Raw genomic sequence first — 21,140 nt, forward strand, 5'->3', positions numbered from 1 at the left:
TTATCAGTTCGAGGCAAGTCGTTTACGTTGAAGTCCGTTTCGAAGGGGGAATGCAGTGGGCAGGTCACGGGGGCGCCGCGCCAAAGGCCTGGAAATCGCTTTTTTACGACTGAATTTGCCCGTCGAATAATCTCGAACTACAGTTTCAACGCGCCATCGCTCGTGTTTCAGGAGTCTTGTCTTTCACACATCCCGCAATAGCCAGTCAGTGCAGAATGGAGTTCTCATATGGCAATCAGCGCTATCGTCAATGCTGTCTTCAACATCGACAGCAAAACCTACACCGCGTCCCTCAACATCCCGAGTTCCGCCCCCACCAAGGACGCACCTTTCCAGTTCAGCGTGATCTCGCAGGCTCCGACGCCCGATGGAGGTAAAGCACCGGCTCCGCAGACACTGCTCGAGGTCGCCGTAGGCAGTACCAACCAGGTGTTCGTTGCCGTTTCACCGCCCATGGATGTGATTTCCGGTGCCATCGGCAGTGATGTGGTTCAAGACCTGAATGTTGTCGTGTCGGAAGGCACCTACAACCGCGAGAAGCATACCTTCAGCTAAGCAGCGCTCGAATGTGCGACGGGGTGTTCCTGACCACCTCGCCGCATCGAAGCCTATCGTCTGCGGGAGGGCCCTTCGCCCATGGATATCCGCATCTCGGCCCAGTTCGGCTGGTCAGAAATATTTGGTGGAAAATTCAATAGCCAGAGCACCTGCGAACTGGACTTATCGCGGCAATACAGTCTGATCTACGCCGATCTGGCCACTCCTGGCGGCACCGGGCTCGACGTTTTCTCGTTGTTGAATGATGCGTTCGACACGCAACTGCCCACAGGAAAGATCCTGGTGCAGGATGCCGGCTTTTTCACCTTCAGCCATTTTGGCGATGGCGCGCCACCGAGCGGTACGACGCTGCTCAATGTATTCCCTCAGACGCCGGTCCCCATGAGCGTGGCTGAAACGACTCTGTCCATGGACAGCACCTGTGGCTTCTGGCTCACGGTGCGACTCAAGGACATCGAGTTGTTCGACAGCTTGATCCAGATCGGTTATGACACCTCAGCAGGCGCCGGAGACACGCTCTCGCTGTCCGCACTATTGGCCAGCGGCACATCTGCAGGCTCTGCCGTAAAGCAGGCCGTCTATGAGGTGGCCCTGCCGAACTTCAAGTTGTTCGGCATGTTCGGTTTCGAGAACATCAAGGTGGGCTACCAGTTCACCACGGCCAGGCGACTGAGCATCAGCGGAAACCTGACCGTGACGGTGTTCAGCAACGACTATGCCTTCTCCGGTGCGCTGATTTCCGATGACGCAAAGAAAACCGTAACGGCCTGCCTGCAGGCGGCGCAACTTGATGCCACGATACCCTCGCTGTTCGGGGGGGCCATGACCGGCATCTCGTTCTCAAACCTTGTGTTCGGCGCCTATGTCCAGTATGGCGATGCCTCGGCACAGAAGCATTTTCAGGTGCAAGGTTCGGTGAAGGTGGGATCGGCTCAACTCACCGGGCAGATCTACCTGCAAAACGGCACGCCTCAGGTGGCAAGCGTCAAGGTCGACCAGACCCTATCAATCGGCGATCTGTTCAGACAGTGCCTGGGTATCAAGCAGCCGCCCACCTCGCTGATAGACATCACCTTCAAGGCCGGCAGCCAACTCTATTACTGCGCAACCGCAGGCTCCGCGCCGCTGAGCCTGAATACGTTCGCCTGCCCGGCGTCGGGAGGGACAGGCGTGGTGCCCGTCGCACCACCGGCCAGCAGCATTCCGTACCTGCCCGGTTTCAATATTCAGGCTGTTTTTGACCTGACGCTCGTCAGCACCCTCGAAGTGATCGGTAACATTCAGATTGCCAAGGATGGCATTACTGCGTCCATTGCCCTGACCAAACCCATCGACATCTATATTCTGACCATCGCTGCACCGAAGGCGACCAGCGCCACAGGCGGGCCGACGCTGTACATTTCCACGGTCGGCGATAAAGCGTCCATGGGGTTCGCCGGCAGTCTGTGGTTCATGCAAGCGTCATTTGGCGTCGATATCACCGTGGCGGCAAGCAAGAACCAAAGCGGCAACCTGCAGATCGATGGAACGCTCACCGCCCTCTCCGATTACGCCCCCTTCCTGCCCAAGAACACGTCATTGGGGGTGCGCTACAGCAAGGATGGCGGGTTCCAGATTACCCACTGGCCAAACTTTGAATACCTGACCAAGGCCATCGACTTCATCAAGACCCTGCAGAAGCTGTCAAGTGAAGGCAAGCCTGGCTGCGGCCAACTGGCAGATTTCGCTTTCAATACGCTGCTCAAGTCCAGCTTCACCATCAGCGTGTCGTTCAGTACGCAGAGTAACGGCGTAAGCTTGCAACTTGACGGCAATTACACCCTTTTGATCGCCGACACCGCCCTCACTGCTGTGGCGATCCCCTTTCCCGGCATCGTTTCGATCCCCCTGCCCAACACTGCCAAGCTCTCTGAACTAGGCGCTTACATCGATAAAGCGCTTGAACAAGCGGCAGAGTCGTTCGTGCAGGGGCTACTCAAAAACAGCGAAGCCATTGCCACGCTGATCGCCCTGACAGCCGGCAAGGCGGCCGCCTCCTACGCCGCCACACTGGCGTGCCAACATCTGATCGAAGGTGCGGCCGCCGACGCAGTAGCGAGCACCGCAGCGGCGGCACTGGCGGCTGCCGAAGCCGCTGCCGCCGGTGCGGCGGGTGCTGCCGCCGCCGTAGCCGGTACGGTAACGGCTGTCGTGGCGATCCTGAACGGCACTGGCACTGGCACTGGCACTGGCACTGGCACTGGCACTGGCACTGGCACTGGCACTCAGAGTGCTCCTACCCATCCCGCCGTCAATATCAACAACACGGTGGTGACACTGACGTGGGGCGGAGGCCAGGGTAACAGTGGCTATCATGCACAACTGCTCGACAGTGCCGCAAAAGTTCTGCTTGACCAGCCCGGGCTGGCCATCGAGGCACGCCAGACCACTTTCGAGTTCGCCTCCAGTTGGCCTACCGGCACGTACAAGGCCCAGGTGCAGGGCACCAATGCGTCATCCGCCAGCGCCTGGGTTGAGGCGCCGTTTCAGCGCCTGCCGACACCCGCGGACCTGGCCGCTCATCCCGACGACAGCCTCACGCCCCCGAACACTGGCGTAACCTTGAGCTGGACGGCTGTGCAGAATGCCCTGTCATACGTGCTTTCCAGTACCCATGCAGGCAGCACCTGGACGCCGGATCAAACGCTCCAGCCGACGACGCCGGGGCAGGCGCCGCCCACTCGCTGCAATGTGTTGTTCGATACGGTCGCGCCGGCTGGCGACTTCAGCTTCACCCTTGTCGCCCACGGCAACTCTGCCACGGTGCCCAGCCTGCCGACCGAGGCTCTGGTGCTGACTCGCCTCGGCACGCCGGAGAACCTTCAGGCAACAAGCACAGGCGTCACCGCGACCCTTCGTTGGCAGCCAGTCACCGGTGCCTCCGGCTATCAAGCGCTGATCACCGACGCAGACAGCGCCCTTCAGGTCAGCCTGCTGAACGCGAGCACCCAGGGCGACAACCTGATTGCGTTACTGACGCTCAAGGGTGCCCCTGGAAAGTCGCTCGTCTACCAATTGGCCGTGCAGGCGCTACCCGTTGCGGGTCAGTCGAATGTCATTGCCGGGGCACCTTCGAACGCGGTAAACGTTACGATCACAGCGTTTTCGAGCGCCGCCGACATGGCCAAGGCCCTTATCGCCGAAGCAGTCGAGGGGGGGCGATGCGGCCAATTGCTGCTAGACGCGTTCCCGAACCTGAGCCTGGACACCCTGGCCAGCGCCATGGCCCAGGCCGGTTATGCAGCCGCCGACACCAGCAAAGGACTGCTCAGCGCCTGGCCAGACACACCGCCGGCTGCGTTGGCAGCGGCGTTGACCCAGGCCTATCCGGACCCGGTTCAAATCGCGCGGGATATGCGCCGTCAGGGAGCCCCTGGCGCAGATTGCGCTCAGGCCCTGATCAAGGCGTACCCTGTCCTGACCGCCAAGGAGATGGCAAGCGCCATGGCGCAAGCCGGGTATCTGGCCGATGACACGTCAAGCGGATTGAAGGCGGCCTTCCCTGCCCTGTCGCCACTGGAGATGTCCGTCGCGCTAGTGAGTGCTTATCACTGAGGCAAAGAGCATGCGGTCACGCAAAGTGTGCTGATCGCCCCAAGGTCGGGTGGCATTCGACCGCCCTGTACAAACGCACGACCTGCATTATCACTACAAAGGAGCGTCACCATGATGATGGACGTACAAGACATAGTCAGCCTCTTGGCCCCCTTGAAGCAGCAAGGCATGAGCCCGCTTCAGGCGGTGAATGCCCTGCTGTCGCAAGCATCGGCGGGCGACGGTTCGGTTGCGTTGGTAGTGCCCCATGAGGCGATCATCGCCAGCAGTGAAGCCGTCGCACGCGCCCTGACCCAGGTATTCGCGCCACTGAGTCCCGCAGAACTGGCCATGATCCTGCATGAAAGCTACCCCGCACTGTCGGCCCTCGACATCGGCAACGTCATACTTGCCGCCGAGGTTTTTCCAGACACGCCGGCAGCAGTGATGTTAAGCGCCCTGACCGGCGCCGGGTTCGATGCGAACACCGCAGCCGATGCGGTGAATGTGCTTTACCCCATCACAGTCTCGGTGCAATCCAATCAGCCCTGGCAAGCCACCGGGTTGCATGTCACAGGTCGCCAGGACACACAAATCAGCGCACAGGGCTCATGGACCGCCAACCCCGCAACCGGCATGGTGGGCCCCGCTGGCAACCGCGCATTCATCGCCAAACCCGGGTATACCCTGCCCGGTGCACCGGAAGGTGCGTTGGTCGCCAGGATTGGCGACAATGCGCCTTTCCTGGTAGGCACCCTGGGCCAGGCACCGGTCGGGCAGTCCGGGCAGATGCACCTGTGTATCAATGATGACGTCAATGGGATCTATGGCGCTGGGCTGAAGGATAACCACGGGACACTCGAGGTACATATCGTTACCCAACCCAGCTAGTACACAGCCACCAGGCAGCCGTTGCAGATAATCGGGCGGCTGTCTGGCAAACACCCGAGTGGGCTGATCGGGAGCCTGCGCGGTCATTCTGTGCCTGAGCGTTCCCGCTCGCCATAGAGCAAGGTTATGTTGACTCTTTTGTCAGCATAACCCGGTCGGAATCTGATCGGCGCCGTCGCATGAAACAGGTCCGAGTTGAAGATGATTGCCCGGTTGCAGCGATACGGTATGACAACAGGCTTCGCACCTGCGTCTCTCAAAAAGGCCGAGATCCTGTCCCCTTGTCGGTTGTAGGCCTCGAAATCCCAATCCATTGGTGCTTCCACATCATAGATCAGCAGCCCACCAGACGCCTGATCCAGATTCGCCTCATCTGGCGTAATCCAGAAGTTCACGTTCACCGCTGCAAAATCCGCATGAGGGTGCGTTGCAGGTTGGTCATGCCGGTACTTGAACCCCCACATCTGCAACAGCGGATGCCGGCGACCAATCACATTCGGGAATGCCTGCTGGATCTCTTCGGCAATCTGCAACAACAACGGGCAATTGAAGCCGTCCCTGAAGAACGCGCCCAGGCGGTCATAGGCATACCTGTTGGCATGCCAGACGGTGGATTCCAGGCAGAACGTCTGCAACTCCGAGAGTGCTTTCGGCGTCAGGAAATCATCGATTACCACGATACCCAGCGTGCTTGCCAGATAGGCCTTCTCAGCGTCCAGGTTTACCCCAGTGCGCGACAACGCGTTTTCAGGCAGCCTCGCCGCCGGATAATGATGAACGATGCGCCCGTAAGTGCTCTTCATGTGCACAGCGTCACCCACGCGCTGCCTCAACACAGCGTCGTTTTCGTTAAAACACTGAACCGCCTGGCCATAGCAGTCGATGATGCCATCGAAGACCTCGCCCAGCAGGCCGTGACTGCGTAAATACCGGTACTGTTCGAGGTCATGCTGCAGCTTGCCCGTCGATAACCTTGGCTCGGGTATCGTTACCAAGGGCGGATGGGCTGGCATCGGGTGATAAACACTGGCCCGGGTGACTGCGGCATACCGGGTCGCCCAGTAGCCCGCATCGACGAGATCGTTGGCCTTCAATGCCGTGCTGATCAGGTTGTCCAGTATTTCCGGGTCATGCGGGTAGCGCTCGACCAGCACCCGCCACATTGCCCTTGCTTCGTCGAACTTGCCAATGTGGACATACAAATGGGCAAGCAGGTAGGCAAGGTTCGCACGCGCCAGTTCAAATCTGGGGTCACGTTGCAAAGCCGTCTTGTAGCTGGCCAGAGCTTCTTCATTCTTGCCTTGCGCCTGCAAGGCCCAGCCCAGGTTGTTATGAGCCATAGGCCAGTCTGGCTGCTGTTTCGCAACAGCCCTGAAACAGACCTCGGCATCCTCGTAGCGAAGAGAGAGGCACAGCCGGTGCCCCTCTTCGATCTGTGCGAGCCCGTCACCGGCTGCAGGCTGCTCATGCGCAGCCCGACCAGTACCCACCGCTGTGCCATAGCGAGGTGTTTGTGGCGCCAATGCTAGACAAACCCTCGAAACTGCTCCAGATACAAGCTCAGTTGCCTGGCATCGTCTATCGCTTCGTTGACGGTGCTTTCTACTGCGTCATTCCACGCGTGTATTTGCTCCCTGGCGGTATGGGTGTCGTCAAGCGCGGCCCAACTGGACTCTTGAACCTCAGTAACATCGAGCGCCCTTCGCTGACCATTTTCAGAAGCATTGAGCACAAAGTCATAGTTGAACAGAAAGCTGCTTTCTATCAGTTTCGCCAGCATGCCGGTGCATCCAATAAACCCGACATAAACCTCGCCGTCGGTCGTGGCGATCGGAACCCCGGTGGTGGTCACTATCCCGCCAGGCGTCCTCATTTTGCTGATCTGGCCACCGGGCTGACTGTGCTCCTTGAGGCGAGTCTCCAGCGTGCGGGATGTATAGCCGCAATAGACCGGGAAGCACGCGCCGTCCGCGGTCGACGTGACGAAATAGAGAATATAGAGGCCAGCGCTTGTTACTGCCGGGGTATAGGTTCTGGTCATCTTGTAGGATGAGCCGCCATAGGCACGGATAATACCGGTTATGACCCGACTGTCCTGTTCTGCGTTCATGTGCACGTCCTTGTAGCCAGGGGTAGGAAATCATTCGTACAAGAGCATAGCTGACGATTATCCAGCGGCCAGTTCCGCCTCTTTCTGCGCCCTGCGTCAGGGCTGTGGTCGCGGCGACTCCTCACGAGCAGGTGCTCGATGAAAAGACAAATAATTGATAACCATTACCATTAGTGTTACTTTCAGCAGCCCTACTTCACGCGCCCTGACTGCCGGGGCTATTGCGAAAACACGATGTTTGAACTGCAATCGGTCAGCTTCAGTGTTCCCGGACGAACCCTGCTGCACCCGCTGAACCTGAGAATCCCCCACGGCCGCATGGTCGGCCTGATCGGGCATAACGGCTCGGGGAAGTCGACATTGATCAAGCTGCTGGCCCGTCAGCAACTGCCAGCCGAAGGGCAGATCACGCTGGACGGCAAACCCCTGTCAGGCTGGCAGAACCGTGAATTCGCGCGACAGGTCGCTTACCTGCCGCAGCAACTGCCACCTGCCGACAACCTCACCGTGCGAGAACTCGTCAGCCTTGGCCGCTACCCGTGGCACGGCGCCCTGGGGCGTTTTGGCAAAGAGGATCGCGAGCAGGTACAACGCGCCCTGGAGCTCACCCACACGCTCGTCTTTGCCGAGCGCATGGTCGACCATTTGTCCGGCGGCGAACGTCAACGTGTCTGGCTGGCGATGCTGCTTGCGCAAAACAGCCGCTACCTGCTCCTGGATGAACCCACCTCGGCCCTGGATATCGCCCATCAGGTAGAAGTGCTCGCGCTGGTCAAGAACCTGAGCGTTCAGTTAGGGCTTGGCGTGCTGGTGGTGCTCCACGACGTCAACATGGCTGCACGCTATTGCGACCATCTGCTCGCCCTGCATCAGGGGCGCCTGATGGCCGAAGGCAGCCCTGCCGAACTCATGCGCAGCGACACCCTGGAAAACATCTACGGCATCGCCATGGGCGTGCTGCCCCACCCTCAAGGCGGCTCACCCATCAGCTTCGTCTACTGACCCGGAGAGCATCCTGTTGCCTGCCATCGCGCTGCGTGCCGCTCTAACGATTGTGCTCTCTGTGTTGCTACCTGCCGCCTTCGCACAGCCTGTGACCTGGAACGATGATTTTGGTCCCGTCACCTTCAAGCAACCACCACGCCGGGTCGTCGTGCTCGACTGGGGGCTTGTGGAGCAACTGCTGGCCATCGGCGTCACTCCCGTAGGGGTTGGCGAACCAGACGGTTATCGCCGCTGGGTATCGACCCCGACGTTACCGACCAGCGTGGCCGATGTGGGGGCTCGTCGCGAACCTAATCTGGAAGCCATGAGCCAGTTGCGCCCGGACCTGATCCTGGCAACACCCGAGTACGCCTCGATCCTGCCGCTGTTGAACGCGGTGGCGCCGACCATGCTCCTGGCCACGTTCGATGACAGTGGCCAGCCGTTGCAACGCTCGCGGCAGATCACAACGCTGCTTGGGCGCATGCTCGATCACCAAGCGCAGGCGGATGCCCTGCTCAAGCGAGTCGACAATCACTTCGCCGAAGCCCGGGCCGCGCTCGCCGGGCAAGCCCTGGAACCCTTGTACCTGGTCACCTTTCTTGATGAGCGGCACTTGCGCGTCAACGGTGGGCAAGGCCTTTACCAGGCGGTGCTCGATGAGCTCGGTTTACGTAACGCCTGGCGCGGCCCCACCAGTTCCTGGGGGTTTGCGACCATTACCTTGGCGGCACTTGCCACCCCGTCCGATGCACGCCTGGTCCTGTTCGAGCCGTTGCCGGACGCCGCTGCGCTGAATCGCAACCCCATCTGGAAAGCCCTGAGCGCCGTGCGTGAGCAGCGCGTCGACAGCCTTCCTGCCGTCTGGCCCTACGGCGGCGTCAGCAGTGCCGAGCGCCTCGCCCTGCTGCTAAAGCAGCGTTTTGCCCCGAGCGCCCAGCCATGATCCTGCGTTACATCAATCGCCACCCCGCACCGCTACTGACCCTGATGCTACTCGCTGCATTGGCCCTGGCAACCGGCAACCTTGCCACGCACCTGCCCCCTGGCCTGTGGTGGCAAGCCGTCAGCGCCCCCCAGACAGAACAACTCGATCAACTGCTGGTGCATTACAGTTGGCTGCCGCGAATGGCCATGGCCTGGTTGTGTGGCGCAACCCTGGCGCTGACCGGCTGCATACTGCAGCAAGCGTTACGCAACCCATTGGCCGAGCCTGCCACCCTTGGCATTGCTTCAGGCGCGCAACTGGCGTTGAGCATGGCCACCCTGTGGGCACCCGGGCTGCTCGTCCATGGCCGCGAATGGCTGGCGCTGGCCGGTGGCGCGGTGGCGCTGCTGCTGGTGTTCGCCCTGGCCTGGCGCAGAGCCTTCAGCCCGTTGGCACTGATCTTGGGCGGCATTCTTGTGTCGTTGTACTTCGGTGCGGTCAATGCCGGGTTGATGATCATCCACGGCCAGGAGCTGGGGCCGCTGTTTATCTGGGGGGCCGGCTCACTCGTGCAACAGGACTGGCAGCAAGTAGCGTTTTTGCTGCCACGGCTGCTGCCGGCCCTGGGTGTGCTGCTGCTGATTCGTCCGCTGACCCTGCTTGGCCTGGAAGATTCCGGCGCCCGCGCACTGGGCCTTTCACTCAATGGCAGCCGTGTGATTGCCTTGGTGTTGGCCCTGTGGCTCAGCGGCTGCGTGGTGGCCAGCGTCGGCATGATCGGTTTTATTGGCCTTACAGCCCCCAGCCTGTGCAGCATGCTCGGTGCGCGCCGGCTGAAGGATCGACTGTTGTGGTCACCGGTGCTCGGTGCGCTGCTGCTATGGCTCACCGATCTGTTGGTGCAAAGCCTGGAAGGCTTTGACAGCGGCTTCCTGCCCACCGGCGCAGCGACGGCGCTGGCGGGTGCCCCACTGTTGATCTGGCTGGTACAAGGCTTGCGCTTGCGCGGCGATACGCCGCACTCAAGCGCCCACAGCAGCCGCCCCCGGTATTCAAACCGCGTACTGTTGTCGGGCCTGGCGCTGTTGCTGGTCGCCACGGTGATGGTAGCGCTGGCCGTGGGCGATGGCCCGCAAGGCTGGACCTGGAGCCACGGCCCGATGCTTCAGGCGTTGCTGGAATGGCGCACGCCACGGGTGTTCGCCGCACTGGGCTGCGGAGCCTTGCTGGCGCTGGCGGGTTGCCTGATCCAACGCCTCACCGGTAACCCACTGGCAAGCCCGGAACTGCTCGGCATCAGTTCAGGGGCAGCCATGGGCATGTTGCTCGCCTTGATCGCACTGCCCGCTGCCAGCAACGGTACGCTGGTCGGAGCCAGTACCGCAGGCGCCGTGCTCACCTTCGCCGCGTTGCTGGCCTTGAGCCGACGTGACAACTTCTCGCCAACCCAACTGTTGCTGGTGGGCATCGCCGTCGGCGCGTTGTTCGATGCCTTGCTGCAAATACTCCTGGCCAACGGCGACTCACGCGCACAACACATGCTCAACTGGATGGCAGGCTCCACCTACCGCGCCAATGAGCAGACGGCGTGGCTGCTTGGGGGGATGTTGATGCTGTTCGGCGGGCTGTGCCTGATGCTTCATCGCTGGCTGGACATTCTGCCACTGGGTGAGGCCGCAACCCGAGGCTTCGGTGTCAGCCTTCGTGGTAGCCGCCTGGCATTACTGGGCTTGAGTGCGTTGATGACAGCCTGCGCCACGGTGGTCATTGGCCCCTTGAGCTTCATTGGCCTGCTGGCTCCGCACTTGACCCGTATGCTCGGGCTGGTACGGGCACGAGCACAACTGATGGGCGCCATTCTGCTGGGGGCCTTGGTGATGGTCGCGGCAGACTGGCTGGGGCGCAATGTGCTCTACCCTTACCAGATGCCCGCCGGTTTGCTGGCGGCGCTGATCGCGGGGCCCTACCTGATGCTGCAGTTGTGGCGGCGCTGAGCCGTCGGCTCATTCGACGCTCAGGCCGCGCTCAGCCAAGGCATAGCGCAACAACAGCTCATCGCTGATCAGCGGGCAATCGCTACAGCATTCATAACCGGGTAGCCCGTCACGCAGGCAACACTGGCGGCGCTGGCGGATCTGCAGCGGGCCTTGTGGCCCTGGCATCTGCACATAGCGCACCGGCTCGAACAGCCGGTTGCGCTTGCCGTGCGGCCACTCGCGAACCCTGATCAGCGCCTCGCCATGGGCCAGGGTGTCGGTCGGAAAGCCACGCTCGGCCAACACACCGACAATGCTCTCCACATAGTTGCCGGCGTTGCTCCATAGCACCCGGGGCGACAGCTTGACCACGCGTGCCAGTGCATCGATGAAAGGCTCCAGGTTGCCCTCTATCAAGGGTGCAAATCGCTGCCAGGCATCATCAGGCGCTACCCGCTCACCAGGGTTCGGCAATACCAGGCGGGCAGGCAGCCCTTGCGCATCGATGACCACCTCGATGTCGTCCAGCGTGACGGGCAAGTGCCACCCCAGCACCAGGCTTGACGCCACCACCGCAGGCAGCACGATCAGGAAATAGTCCTTGGACCATAAGGAGGCCAAGGCGCGCCGGTCGGCACCGGGATACCCCACGGCATACAGGTCCAGGCACTGTTCAAGCTGCTCGGCTTCAACAAAGCGCCGCCCTGACACCACCGGCTGGTCGCGGGCACTCAGGCTCAGGCCTTCGGCGTATACCGCCAGTTCTCCACAAAACAGAGGGGCCAATACATCGATCAAGAGCTGTACATCCGTGTAAGAGGCGGGCCAAAAGTCATTTCAAAAGGCATTACTGTGCCCGGTTTGCAGGCACAACGCCCAGTCGCTGGCGACAATGACGCAGAGCATCACGCAGGAGAAAATTGATCAGGGTCGGCGAGGCGTCCTCACGGCGTGCGGCTTCGCGCTGGGTATGCCCTTGCAGTTGAGTCATTTCAAAAATGCGCCGGGTGCGCTCGGGCAACTCCAACAAGGCGCGGTGCACCTGCTCAAGCATTGCCCGATGGATAACGGCAGCCTCCGGCGAGGGTTTTGAACACAACAGGACATACGCCTGCTCTTCCCCAACGCTGTGGCAGTTCTCCCAGTGCTGACGCCGCAGGCGGTCGATGGACAGGTTGCGCACCATCCGGTAGAGATAACCCAGCGGATGGGCCACAGGCAGACAAACAGGCTGTTCACACAATTTGAGGTAGATATCCTGAGCAACATCTTCTGCCTGATAACGACAGCCCAGTATGGCGTTGGCTCTGTCGATCAATGCCTGGCGATTGTCCAGAAAAGCCATCAGTAGCTCCGGGTTGTTGTTCGTTCCATGAGTCGTCAAAGCGAAACACCTTCAGGTCAATAAGAAGGGGTGAGTCCGATCGCGAATAATGCTATTACAAACCATTATCATTAGCAATTAATGACAAAGTGTTACTACGCCGCGTTCGAGGCGAATCCGCCTGTGCGCTCATGAAGCCAAAACCACGTGCATGGACCCATCCAGGCACGTGGTTAAGTTGCGCTCAAACCATTCAGGCGCCAGGCAACACCTCAGCCAGGCTGCGCAGGAACGCTGGCTCCCGGACGATTCCGGCATGACTGCCCTCGATCTCCTGCCTGCTTTGCGCCTGCACGCCAATCCCCCGCTCCAATGCGGTCTGCGCAGCCATGGAAACCTCTGCCACTTCGCTTGACCACCAGCACTGCGGTGCCACATCGCAAGGCTTCAATGTGCAGTTAGCCGTCAGACCATTGAGGTGGCGCATCACGGCGAAACCTTGAGCGATATCCCCCTGCTCGATACGCGGCGCATCGCCACGTGATTGTGCGACCGCCCAGGCCAGTACGCCCTCGATCAACTCGGCATCGCTGCAGCCCTCGCGTCGCGCCTCAGCGATACGAGCCTGGACAGCGGCCAGCGGCACATCGCCGAACAACTCCACCAGGTAACGGGCAAAACCGCTGTCCAGGTCGGCGTGCTGCGCCTCACCCGTCGCAGCACCCACGCCAGGAACGAACGGGTCGACCAATCCAAGGAAGGCTACCGGTTCACCGGCCTCACGCAGCAACCGCGCCATCTCCACCGCGAGGGCGCCTCCCAGGGACCAGCCCAGCAGGTGATACGGCCCCTGCGGTTGAACCCGGCGAATCGCCTGTACATAGTCGTGGGCCATCTGCTCCAGAGAGCTGTCGCGCCAGCTCGGCTCTACAAAACTGCGGCACAACAAACCATCAACCTGCCAGGTCGCTTCCAATGCACGCGCCAGGGGGTAGTAACCAAACAGCGTGCCGCCGCCCGGGTGTACACAAAACAGCCGAGGGGCTCCTGCGCTGGCCTGATTGAGAGGCACACGCGGCGACACCTCGGCAGATGCCCCCTGCACCCGTTGCAACAGCTCACTCAAGCGCGGGTACTGCATCAGTTGATCGAGCCGGACCTTCAGGCCCAGTCGGTCTTGCAGTGCAGCGGTCAAGGTCAATGCCAACAGCGAATGGCCTCCGAGGTCGAAGAAGTTATCGTCAAGGCCCACACGCTCTACCTCCAGCACCTGCGCCCAGATACGGGCAACAGCCTGTTCGGTATCAGTCTGCGGCGCCCGATACTCGCGGCCTGCTGCAGCGTCCGGCTCGGGTAGCGCGCGACGGTCGAGCTTGCCGTTGGCGGTCAGTGGCAACGTTGGCAACACCACGATCTGTGCCGGGACCATGTACTCCGGCAGCCGTTCGTGCAGGTGGGCCTTGAGCTCGTCCTGAATCGCCAAGTCCGAGCTGGCGACATAGCCCACCAGCCGGGGGCCACCGGCGCCCTCCTTGACCAGCACCGCCGCTTCGTTGACCTGCGGATGGCTCTGCAACTGCGCTTCGATTTCACCCAGCTCGATGCGGAAGCCGCGAATTTTCACCTGCTGGTCGATACGCCCCAGGTATTCCAGGCTGCCATCGGACAGGCGCCGGGCCAGGTCGCCGCTGCGGTACAGGCGTTGGCTGGCATCGAACGGGCTGGCGATGAAACGTTCGCTGGTCAGTTCCGGGCGGTTCAGGTAGCCACGGGCCAGACCGGCACCACCGACGTACAGCTCACCCGCGATACCTACGGGTTGCGGATTCAGGTTGGCGTCCAGCACGTGCAGGCTGAGGTCGGCCAACGGCCGGCCAATCGGGCTCGGGCCTTTATGGGCAAGGTCTTGCGCGGTGATTTCCCGGTAGGTCACATGCACCGTGGTTTCGGTGATGCCATACATATTGATCAAGCGCGGCTGGCGATCACCGTAGCGCTCGAACCACGGCCGCAGGCTTTCCAGTTCCAGGGCTTCGCCGCCAAAAATCACGTAACGCAGGCTCAACGGCGCCGTGTTTTTCTGCGCCAGCGGGATCAACTGACGGAACGCCGACGGCGTCTGGTTCAACACCGTCACGCCCTCGTCGACCAGCAACGCCAGGAACTCTTCCGGTGACCGGCTGGTGAAATACGGCACGATCACCAAAGTGCCGCCATGCACCAGGGCGCCAAAGATTTCCCACACCGAGAAATCGAAGGCATAGGAATGGAACAGGGTCCAGACGTCGTCTTGGGTGAAACCGAAATCGCCCTGGGTGGCCTGGAACAGCCGCTCGACGTTGCGCTGGGTCAACTGCGCGCCTTTCGGTTGGCCGGTCGAGCCAGAGGTGTAGATCACATAGGCCAGTTGCTCCGGGTCGATGGTCACCTGTGGCGCGCTGCACGGCTCATGGGAAAGGTCCAGGGTGTCCAGCGCCAATATCTGTACCGGCAACTGCAGGTCCAGGCTGGACAGGCTGATGACCTGTTGCAGGCCGGAATCCTCGACCATGTAGGCCAAGCGCTCCACCGGGTAGTCCGGATCCAGCGGCACGTAGGCACCGCCGGCCTTGAGCACGGCCAACAGGGCGACGATCAGTTCCGCTGAACGAGGCAAGGCCACGCCGACCAGCACATCGCTGCCCACACCGAGGCTCACCAAGCGATGGGCCAGTTGATTGGCACGCTGCTCCAGCTCGGCGTAGCAGAAGCTGACGCCATGATGACGGATCGCCACGGCGTCAGGGCGCAGGGCAGCCTGTTCGGCAATACGGGACGATACCGGCACGAACGCCGGGAAATGCTGCTGCACTGCGCTCCACTGGGCCAACTGTCGCAACGCCACGGCATCGTTGAGCGGGATACGCCCCAACGCAACCTCGGCATCCTGGGCCATATTCAGCAAGATCTGCCGCAACTGCCCATCCAGGCGCATCAGTGTAGCTTGATCAAAGCATGAACAGTGGTAGCTGTAGCCGATCTCAAGGCGTTCACCGAGGTTGACGGTCAGGGCCAGCGGGTAGTTGGTCATCTCCAACTGTTCCATGGGGCCAAAGCGTGGGCCGCTGTCCGATGCCTGACGCAATGCCGCATCCACCGGGTAGTTCTCGAACACGATCAGCGTATCGAACAGGCCTTGGCCACCCTGCCCGGCCCAGCCCTGTATCGCGTACAGCGGTGTGTGTTCGTGCTCGCGCAGCGCCAGGTTGTCGGCCTGCAGCTTGCGCAAGTAGTCGCCCACTGCCTGCCCGGCGTCGAGCCGAACCAGTAGCGGCAAAGTATTGATGAACAGCCCCAGCCAGGATTCGGCGCCCTCCAGCTGTGTCGGACGCCCAGCCACGGTGACACCGGTGCACACGCTCTGCAGGCCGGTATAGCGTTGCAGCAACAGCAGCCATGCGCCCTGTACCAAGGTGTTGAGCGTAATCCGCTGGCGCTGGGCGAACGTTTGCAGAGCGGCCGTCTGCTCGACCGTCATTGCCTGTTTCCAGTTGCCCGAGCCCTCGCCGGCTGCAGGCGCGACCATGGTATTGGCCAGCAGGCATGGCTCATCGAGCAGGCTCAAGCGCTCACGCCAGAACGCCTCGCTGACGGTTGCATCCTGAGCCTGCAACCACTGGATGTATTGGCGATAACCGCCAGTGACTGGCCGCAGGCTGTGCGGGTCGGCATAGGCCTGCAGCACCTCACCGATCAGTTGGGCGCTACTCCAGCCATCAAGCAGCAAATGATGGCTGGTCCAGATCAGCCGGTAACGTTCGGGCTCGAAACGGATCAGGGTCAAACGTAGTAAAGGCGCCTCGTCCAGCTCAAAGCCACGGGCGTGATCGGCAGATGCGAATTGCTGCAACAACGACTGCACGTCACCCCGGTCACGGTAGTCAAGTACCTGCAATGGCACCGCGACCTGGCGCCGAACCAGTTGCAGCGGCTCAGGTAGATCACCGCGCCAGACAAAGCCCGTACGCAAGATGCCATGGCGTGCCAGCGCTAAATGCCAGGCGGCGCGAAAACGCTCGACGTCCAGATTGTCGACATCCACACAAAGCTGATTCACATAGGTTCCGGCCTCGGGTGCGTACAACGAATGGAACAGCAGGCCCTGCTGCATCGGTGCCAGCGGGTAGATATCCTCAAGTGCATCAGCGCCCAGCGGCAGGCCATCAAGTTGCGACTGGCTCAAACGCACCAGCGAAAAGTCACTCGGCGTCACGCCGCCAGTTCCGGCCTCCAGACAATGGTCGAGCAGTGCCTGCAAGGTGTCGCGGTAGTCATCCACCAGCGCTTGCATACGGGCAGCGCTATGGCGGGAGGTGTCAAAGCGCCAACTCAGGCTCAGCTCGCCGCCATAGACCTGGCCATTGATTTCCAGGCGCCGAGCCGGGCCGGATTGCGCGCCATGCTCACGACCGGCAGACTCAACGGCCAGTTGCAGCAAGCCGCCTTCAGCAAAGCTGCCATCGAACTGGCCGAGGTAGTTGAAGGTGATGTCAGCCCGCGGCAATGCCTGCATCGCGGCCCGGACCTGTGGCGTACCGAGGTAGCGGAGTGCGCCGAAACCGACGCCCTTGTGAGGTAGATTGCGCAGGGCCTCCTTGCAGCCCTTCAGTGTCGTTGCCGGATCGCTGTGAGCGCCAAGGCGCACCGGGTACAGGCTGGTGAACCAACCGACGGTACGGGTCAGGTCGAGGCCATCAAACAACGCCTCGCGGCCATGGCCTTCCAGATCAACCAGCACGCTAGGCTGCCCGCTCCAGGCGCACAGGGTCCGGGCCAGGGCCGTCAGCAGCAGTTCGTCAATGCGCGTGCGGTACGCCGCGTTCGCGGTTTTCAGCAACTGGGCGGTGCGGGCCTTGTCCAGGGTCAGGGTCAGGCTTTCGATACCGCCGCCGGGGGTGCCGTCCTCCGGGAACTGATCCATGGGCCCCGCAAGCTGCTGTTGCCAGTAGGCCACTTCCGTTTGCAGCACCTCGCCGTGGGCAAAGGCCTCCATGTGTTCGGCCCAGTACTTGTAGGCGCTGGTCTTGGCTGGCAACGGTAACCCGGCGTAGGCCTGCTGCAGATCCTCCAGCAGGATGCGCCACGACACCCCATCAACCACCAGATGATGCACCACCAGTAGCAAGCGGGCCGTCCCATCGGCCAGCCGAATATGCACGGCGCGCAGCAGTGGGCCGTCTTGCAGGTTCAGGCTGGCCTGAGCCTGGTCGCAATGGGCGGTGATGTCTTCCTCCGTGGTGGCTTCACGCTCCCAGAGCACGGTCTGCTGGCTAAAATCACGATGGCATTGAGTCCAGCAGTTCCCCTCCTGTTTCCAGCTCAGACGCAAGGCGTCATGGTGCGCCACCAAGGCCTGCAAGGCACGGCTCAGCGCCTGGCTGTCCAGCGGTTGCGCAGCCTTGAGCAGCACTGACTGGTTCCAGTGGTGCCGCTGCGGAATCGGCTGTTCAAAGAACCAGGCCTGAATCGGCGTCAGCGGCACTGCGCCACTGACCGGGCCCTGATCAATGGCCAGCGCACCTTCCAGCGGTTTGGCCGCACGCGCCAGGGCTTGCAGGGTCTGGTGTTGAAACAGGTCTTTGGGCGTCAGCGCCAAACCGGCCTGCCGCGCACGGCTAACCACCTGGATCGAGACGATGGAGTCGCCACCCAGCTCAAAGAAGTTGTCGTGCAGCCCGACCTGTTCCAGCCCCAGCACCTGTTGCCAGATCACGGCCAGTGCAAGTTCTTCCGGCGTGCTTGGCGCCTGATAAACCTGGCTTTCCCACACTGGCTCCGGCAGGGCCTTGCGGTCCACCTTGCCATTGGGGGTCAGCGGGAAGCGTTGCAGCACCAGGATTTTGCTCGGCACCATGTAGTCCGGCAACGCATCCTTGAGCTGTGCTTTAAGTTCATCGCCCAAGCCATCATCGCGGCTCGACACCACGTAACCCACCAGGCGCTTGTCGTGCAGCAGCACTACCGCCTCACCGACGTCGGCATGGGCCTGCAGTCGCGCTTCGATTTCGCCCAGTTCGATGCGGTAGCCGCGCAGCTTGACCTGTTGGTCGATACGCCCCAGGTATTCCAGATTGCCGTCGGCCAGCCAGCGCACGCGGTCGCCAGAGCGGTACAGCCGGCCACCGGTGGTGAAAAACGGGTCGGGCACAAAGCGCTCGGCGGTCAGGTCTGGGCGCTGGTGATAACCACGGGCCAGCCCTTCGCCGCCAATGTACAGCTCTCCCGCCACGCCCGGTGGCAACAGGTTAAGGTCGGCATCGAGCACGTACAGGGTGCGGTTGCCGACCGCACGGCCGATGGGGGCATAGGGTGTTTCGCACGGTACATCGCCGTCGGCCCGCCACAGGGTCGGGGTGACGATGGTTTCCGTCGGCCCGTAACCGTTGATGATGCGCGGCGCTTTCAGGCCACGGCGCAGCAGCTCGAAGGTCTCCCGCGACACCGCTTCGCCGCCGATGGTGCAGGAGCGCAGCCGCAACGACTGCGGATGCGCCAAGGCCCACTCGGCCAGTTGATGGGCATAGCTGGTGGGGAAATAGGCCACGGTAACGTCTTGGTCCACCAGCGTCTGGTAGCTCTGCTCTGCCGAGATCAGCCCCGGGCCACGCAGCACCAACCGGGCACCGAACATCATCGGCGACAACCACTGCTCCACCGCGCCGTCAAAACTGATCGAGGCAAAATGCAGGGCAATGTCGTCGGCGCTCATGCCGTACAGCTCTGCGGCGGCCCGACAGTGCATGCTCAGGGCACCGTGCTCGACGGTCACGCCCTTGGGTTGGCCGGTAGAGCCAGAGGTGTAGATCATGTAGGCGCGTTGCTGCGGGGTGACCGTCAACACGGGCGCCTGTGTTGGCGCGCGGCTCAGGTCCAGTTGGTCCAGGGCCACGACTTCGACACCTTCCGGCCACGTCAGTGCCAGCGCGGCATCGCTCAGCACCCACTTCAGGCCCGCGTCCTTGACCATGTAGGCCAGGCGCTCGGCCGGGTACTCTGGGTCCAGCGGCACGTAGGCGCCCCCGGCCTTGAGGATCGCCAACGGGGCGAGAATCAGTTCCAGCGAACGGTCCAGCGCGACGCCAACCAGGGTTTCCCGGCCCACGCCCAGGGCGATCAAGCGATGGGCCAGCTGGTTGGCACGCTGTTCCAGCTCAGCGAAGGTCAGCGAGCGATCGCCACACACCAGCGCCACGGCGTCGGGACGCAAGGCGGCTTGCTGGCTGATGGCCTCATGCACCAGCGGCAGGTGTGGCGTAACCTCCGCTGGCTGGCTCCAGGTGTGCAGTTGGCGATGCTCGTCATCGGTCAACCAGTCCAATACCCGCAACGGCTGTTGCGGTTGCTCCATGACTTGGCGCAGCACCGCCTCAAAACGCTGAGCAAAGCGCTCGATACTGGCAGGCAGGAACACATCCACGGCATAGGTGAACGACAGCACAATACGCCCGCTGTCGTCTTCGCTGCTGTCCAGCCCCAGGTCAAACTGGGCGGCGGTTTCCACCTGATCCAAGGCTTCCAGGGTCAGCCCCGGCAGGTGAGCCAATGCGCCAAAGCGCTGCCGCTGATGGTTGAACAGTACCTGGAACAACGGGTTGTGGCTCAGGCTGCGTTCTGGATGCAACGCCTCAACCAATTGTTCGAAGGGCAGGTCCTGATTGGCCTGGGCGCCAAGGGCCCGTTCGCGTACCTGCTCCAGCAGGTCGGCAAAGCCTGCGTGGCTATCGACCACGCAGCGCAGCACCTGAGTGTTGACGAACAGACCGATCAACCCCTCGATTTCCAGCCGATTGCGGTTGGCCGTCGGCACGCCGATACGCAGGTCGCACTGGCCACTGGCCCTGTGCAGGCAGACGGCAAAGGTCGCCAGCAGTACCTGGAAGGTCGTCGAGCCCTGTGCCTGAGCGAACTGGCGCAGGCGTTGACCGAAGGCTTCGTCAAGTACACGCCGCTGCTGGGCACCGCGATAGCTTTGCACCGCCGGGCGCGGGAAGTCCCCCGGTAGCTCCAGCACCGCTGAGGTATCCCCCAACTGAGCCGTCCAGTACTCGAGCTGGCGTTGCAGCTCGCCGGCTTCGAGCCACTCGCGCTGCCATTGCGCATAGTCGGCGTACTGCACCGGCAACCCCGGAAGGTCCAGCGCATGGCCTTGAACACTAGCGCTATAGGCGGCAGCAAACTCATCCACCAACACGTTCATAGACCAGCCATCGGCAATGATGTGGTGCAAGGTCAACAGCAGCGCGTACTCGTCATCGGCCAAGGTCAACAGGGTGACCCGAAGCAACGGACCGTTAGCCAGGTCGAAGGGTTGCAAGGCTTCGGCTTCAACGGCGGCAGCCAGGGCTTCCGGGCCCTGCCCGCGCAAATCAATCGACCTGATGGCCAGGGGCGTCGGCGCATCAATCACCTGCCGTGGCTGTCCATCGGCATCTGCGATAAAACGGGTGCGCAGGCTTTCGTGACGCGCCACTAGCCCATCAAAAGCGTTCTGCAGCGCGTTTTGATCAAGCTGACCGCGCAGGCGCAGCGCGCCCGGAATGTTGTAGGCACTGTTGGCCGGCGCCAGTTGCGTGAGAAACCACAACCGTTGCTGAGCATAAGACAAGGCCAGTGGCAGGGTGCGATCAGCCGGGCTGATAGGCATCTGCGCAAACAGGTCGATACCTTTCTTCTTCAAGAGTGCGGCCAGTGCCTTGCGTTTTTCAGGGGCAAGGTCTTTCAAGGATGCGATCAGGCTTTGCATAAATTCAGTTCTGT

Annotated in this window: 11 protein-coding genes; 6 read left to right on the plus strand and 5 right to left on the minus strand. The window is 61.8% G+C overall.

Going from position 1 to position 21,140, the window contains the following annotated elements:
- Positions 1 to 228: 228 nt before the first annotated feature.
- The 3 genes from CS390_RS12905 (at position 229) to CS390_RS12915 (ending at position 5,022) form a co-directional block, all read left to right on the plus strand.
- Entirely contained in the window at positions 229 to 555 is a 327-nt protein-coding gene (locus CS390_RS12905; RefSeq protein WP_065761036.1) for a hypothetical protein, read from the plus strand.
- A gap of 81 nt (positions 556 to 636) precedes the next feature.
- On the plus strand, positions 637 to 4,152 hold the full coding sequence (locus CS390_RS12910) for a hypothetical protein (protein ID WP_099774841.1): 3,516 nt from the start codon (positions 637 to 639) through the stop codon (positions 4,150 to 4,152).
- Between the two features lie 111 nt (positions 4,153 to 4,263).
- The gene (locus CS390_RS12915; RefSeq protein WP_065761038.1) at positions 4,264 to 5,022 is read left to right on the plus strand and encodes a hypothetical protein; all 759 of its coding nucleotides are present in this window, start codon (positions 4,264 to 4,266) and stop codon (positions 5,020 to 5,022) included.
- Between the two features lie 83 nt (positions 5,023 to 5,105).
- Here the strand turns inward: CS390_RS12915 and CS390_RS12920 are convergent, their stop codons facing one another.
- The gene (locus CS390_RS12920) at positions 5,106 to 6,545 is read right to left on the minus strand and encodes a tetratricopeptide repeat protein (protein WP_099774843.1); all 1,440 of its coding nucleotides are present in this window, start codon (positions 6,543 to 6,545) and stop codon (positions 5,106 to 5,108) included.
- 2 nt (positions 6,546 to 6,547) lie between these two features.
- Entirely contained in the window at positions 6,548 to 7,132 is a 585-nt protein-coding gene (locus tag CS390_RS12925; RefSeq protein WP_065761040.1) for a hypothetical protein, read from the minus strand.
- 234 nt (positions 7,133 to 7,366) lie between these two features.
- Here CS390_RS12925 and CS390_RS12930 point away from each other — a divergent pair, with 234 nt between their 5' ends.
- From CS390_RS12930 to fhuB, 3 genes are read left to right on the plus strand one after another with little or no spacing between them, the layout of a single operon-like run.
- Positions 7,367 to 8,134, plus strand: coding sequence for an ATP-binding cassette domain-containing protein (locus tag CS390_RS12930; protein ID WP_065761041.1), 768 nt, complete (start codon positions 7,367 to 7,369; stop codon positions 8,132 to 8,134).
- A gap of 16 nt (positions 8,135 to 8,150) precedes the next feature.
- A complete protein-coding gene (locus CS390_RS12935; RefSeq protein ID WP_157767140.1) occupies positions 8,151 to 9,062 on the plus strand; it encodes an ABC transporter substrate-binding protein in 912 nt (303 codons plus the stop codon).
- Entirely contained in the window at positions 9,059 to 11,038 is a 1,980-nt protein-coding gene (fhuB, locus tag CS390_RS12940) for a Fe(3+)-hydroxamate ABC transporter permease FhuB (RefSeq protein ID WP_099774847.1), read from the plus strand. Before CS390_RS12935 ends, fhuB begins: the two co-directional genes overlap by 4 nt.
- Before the next feature lie 9 nt (positions 11,039 to 11,047).
- Here fhuB and fhuF read toward each other — a convergent pair whose 3' ends face one another.
- The 3 genes from fhuF to CS390_RS12955 form a co-directional block, all read right to left on the minus strand.
- Positions 11,048 to 11,818: a siderophore-iron reductase FhuF gene (gene fhuF, locus CS390_RS12945; protein ID WP_099774849.1), complete on the minus strand. Its 771-nt coding sequence runs from the start codon at positions 11,816 to 11,818 to the stop codon at positions 11,048 to 11,050.
- A 49-nt stretch (positions 11,819 to 11,867) separates the two neighbouring features.
- Positions 11,868 to 12,365, minus strand: coding sequence for a sigma-70 family RNA polymerase sigma factor (locus tag CS390_RS12950; protein WP_065761045.1), 498 nt, complete (start codon positions 12,363 to 12,365; stop codon positions 11,868 to 11,870).
- Between the two features lie 232 nt (positions 12,366 to 12,597).
- Positions 12,598 to 21,126 (minus strand): non-ribosomal peptide synthetase, encoded by an 8,529-nt coding sequence (locus CS390_RS12955; RefSeq protein WP_099774851.1) that lies wholly within the window; start codon positions 21,124 to 21,126, stop codon positions 12,598 to 12,600.
- Positions 21,127 to 21,140 lie beyond the last annotated feature (14 nt).

It is taken from the genome of Pseudomonas sp. HLS-6, from assembly GCF_002753995.1.
Classification (GTDB): domain Bacteria; phylum Pseudomonadota; class Gammaproteobacteria; order Pseudomonadales; family Pseudomonadaceae; genus Aquipseudomonas; species Aquipseudomonas defluvii.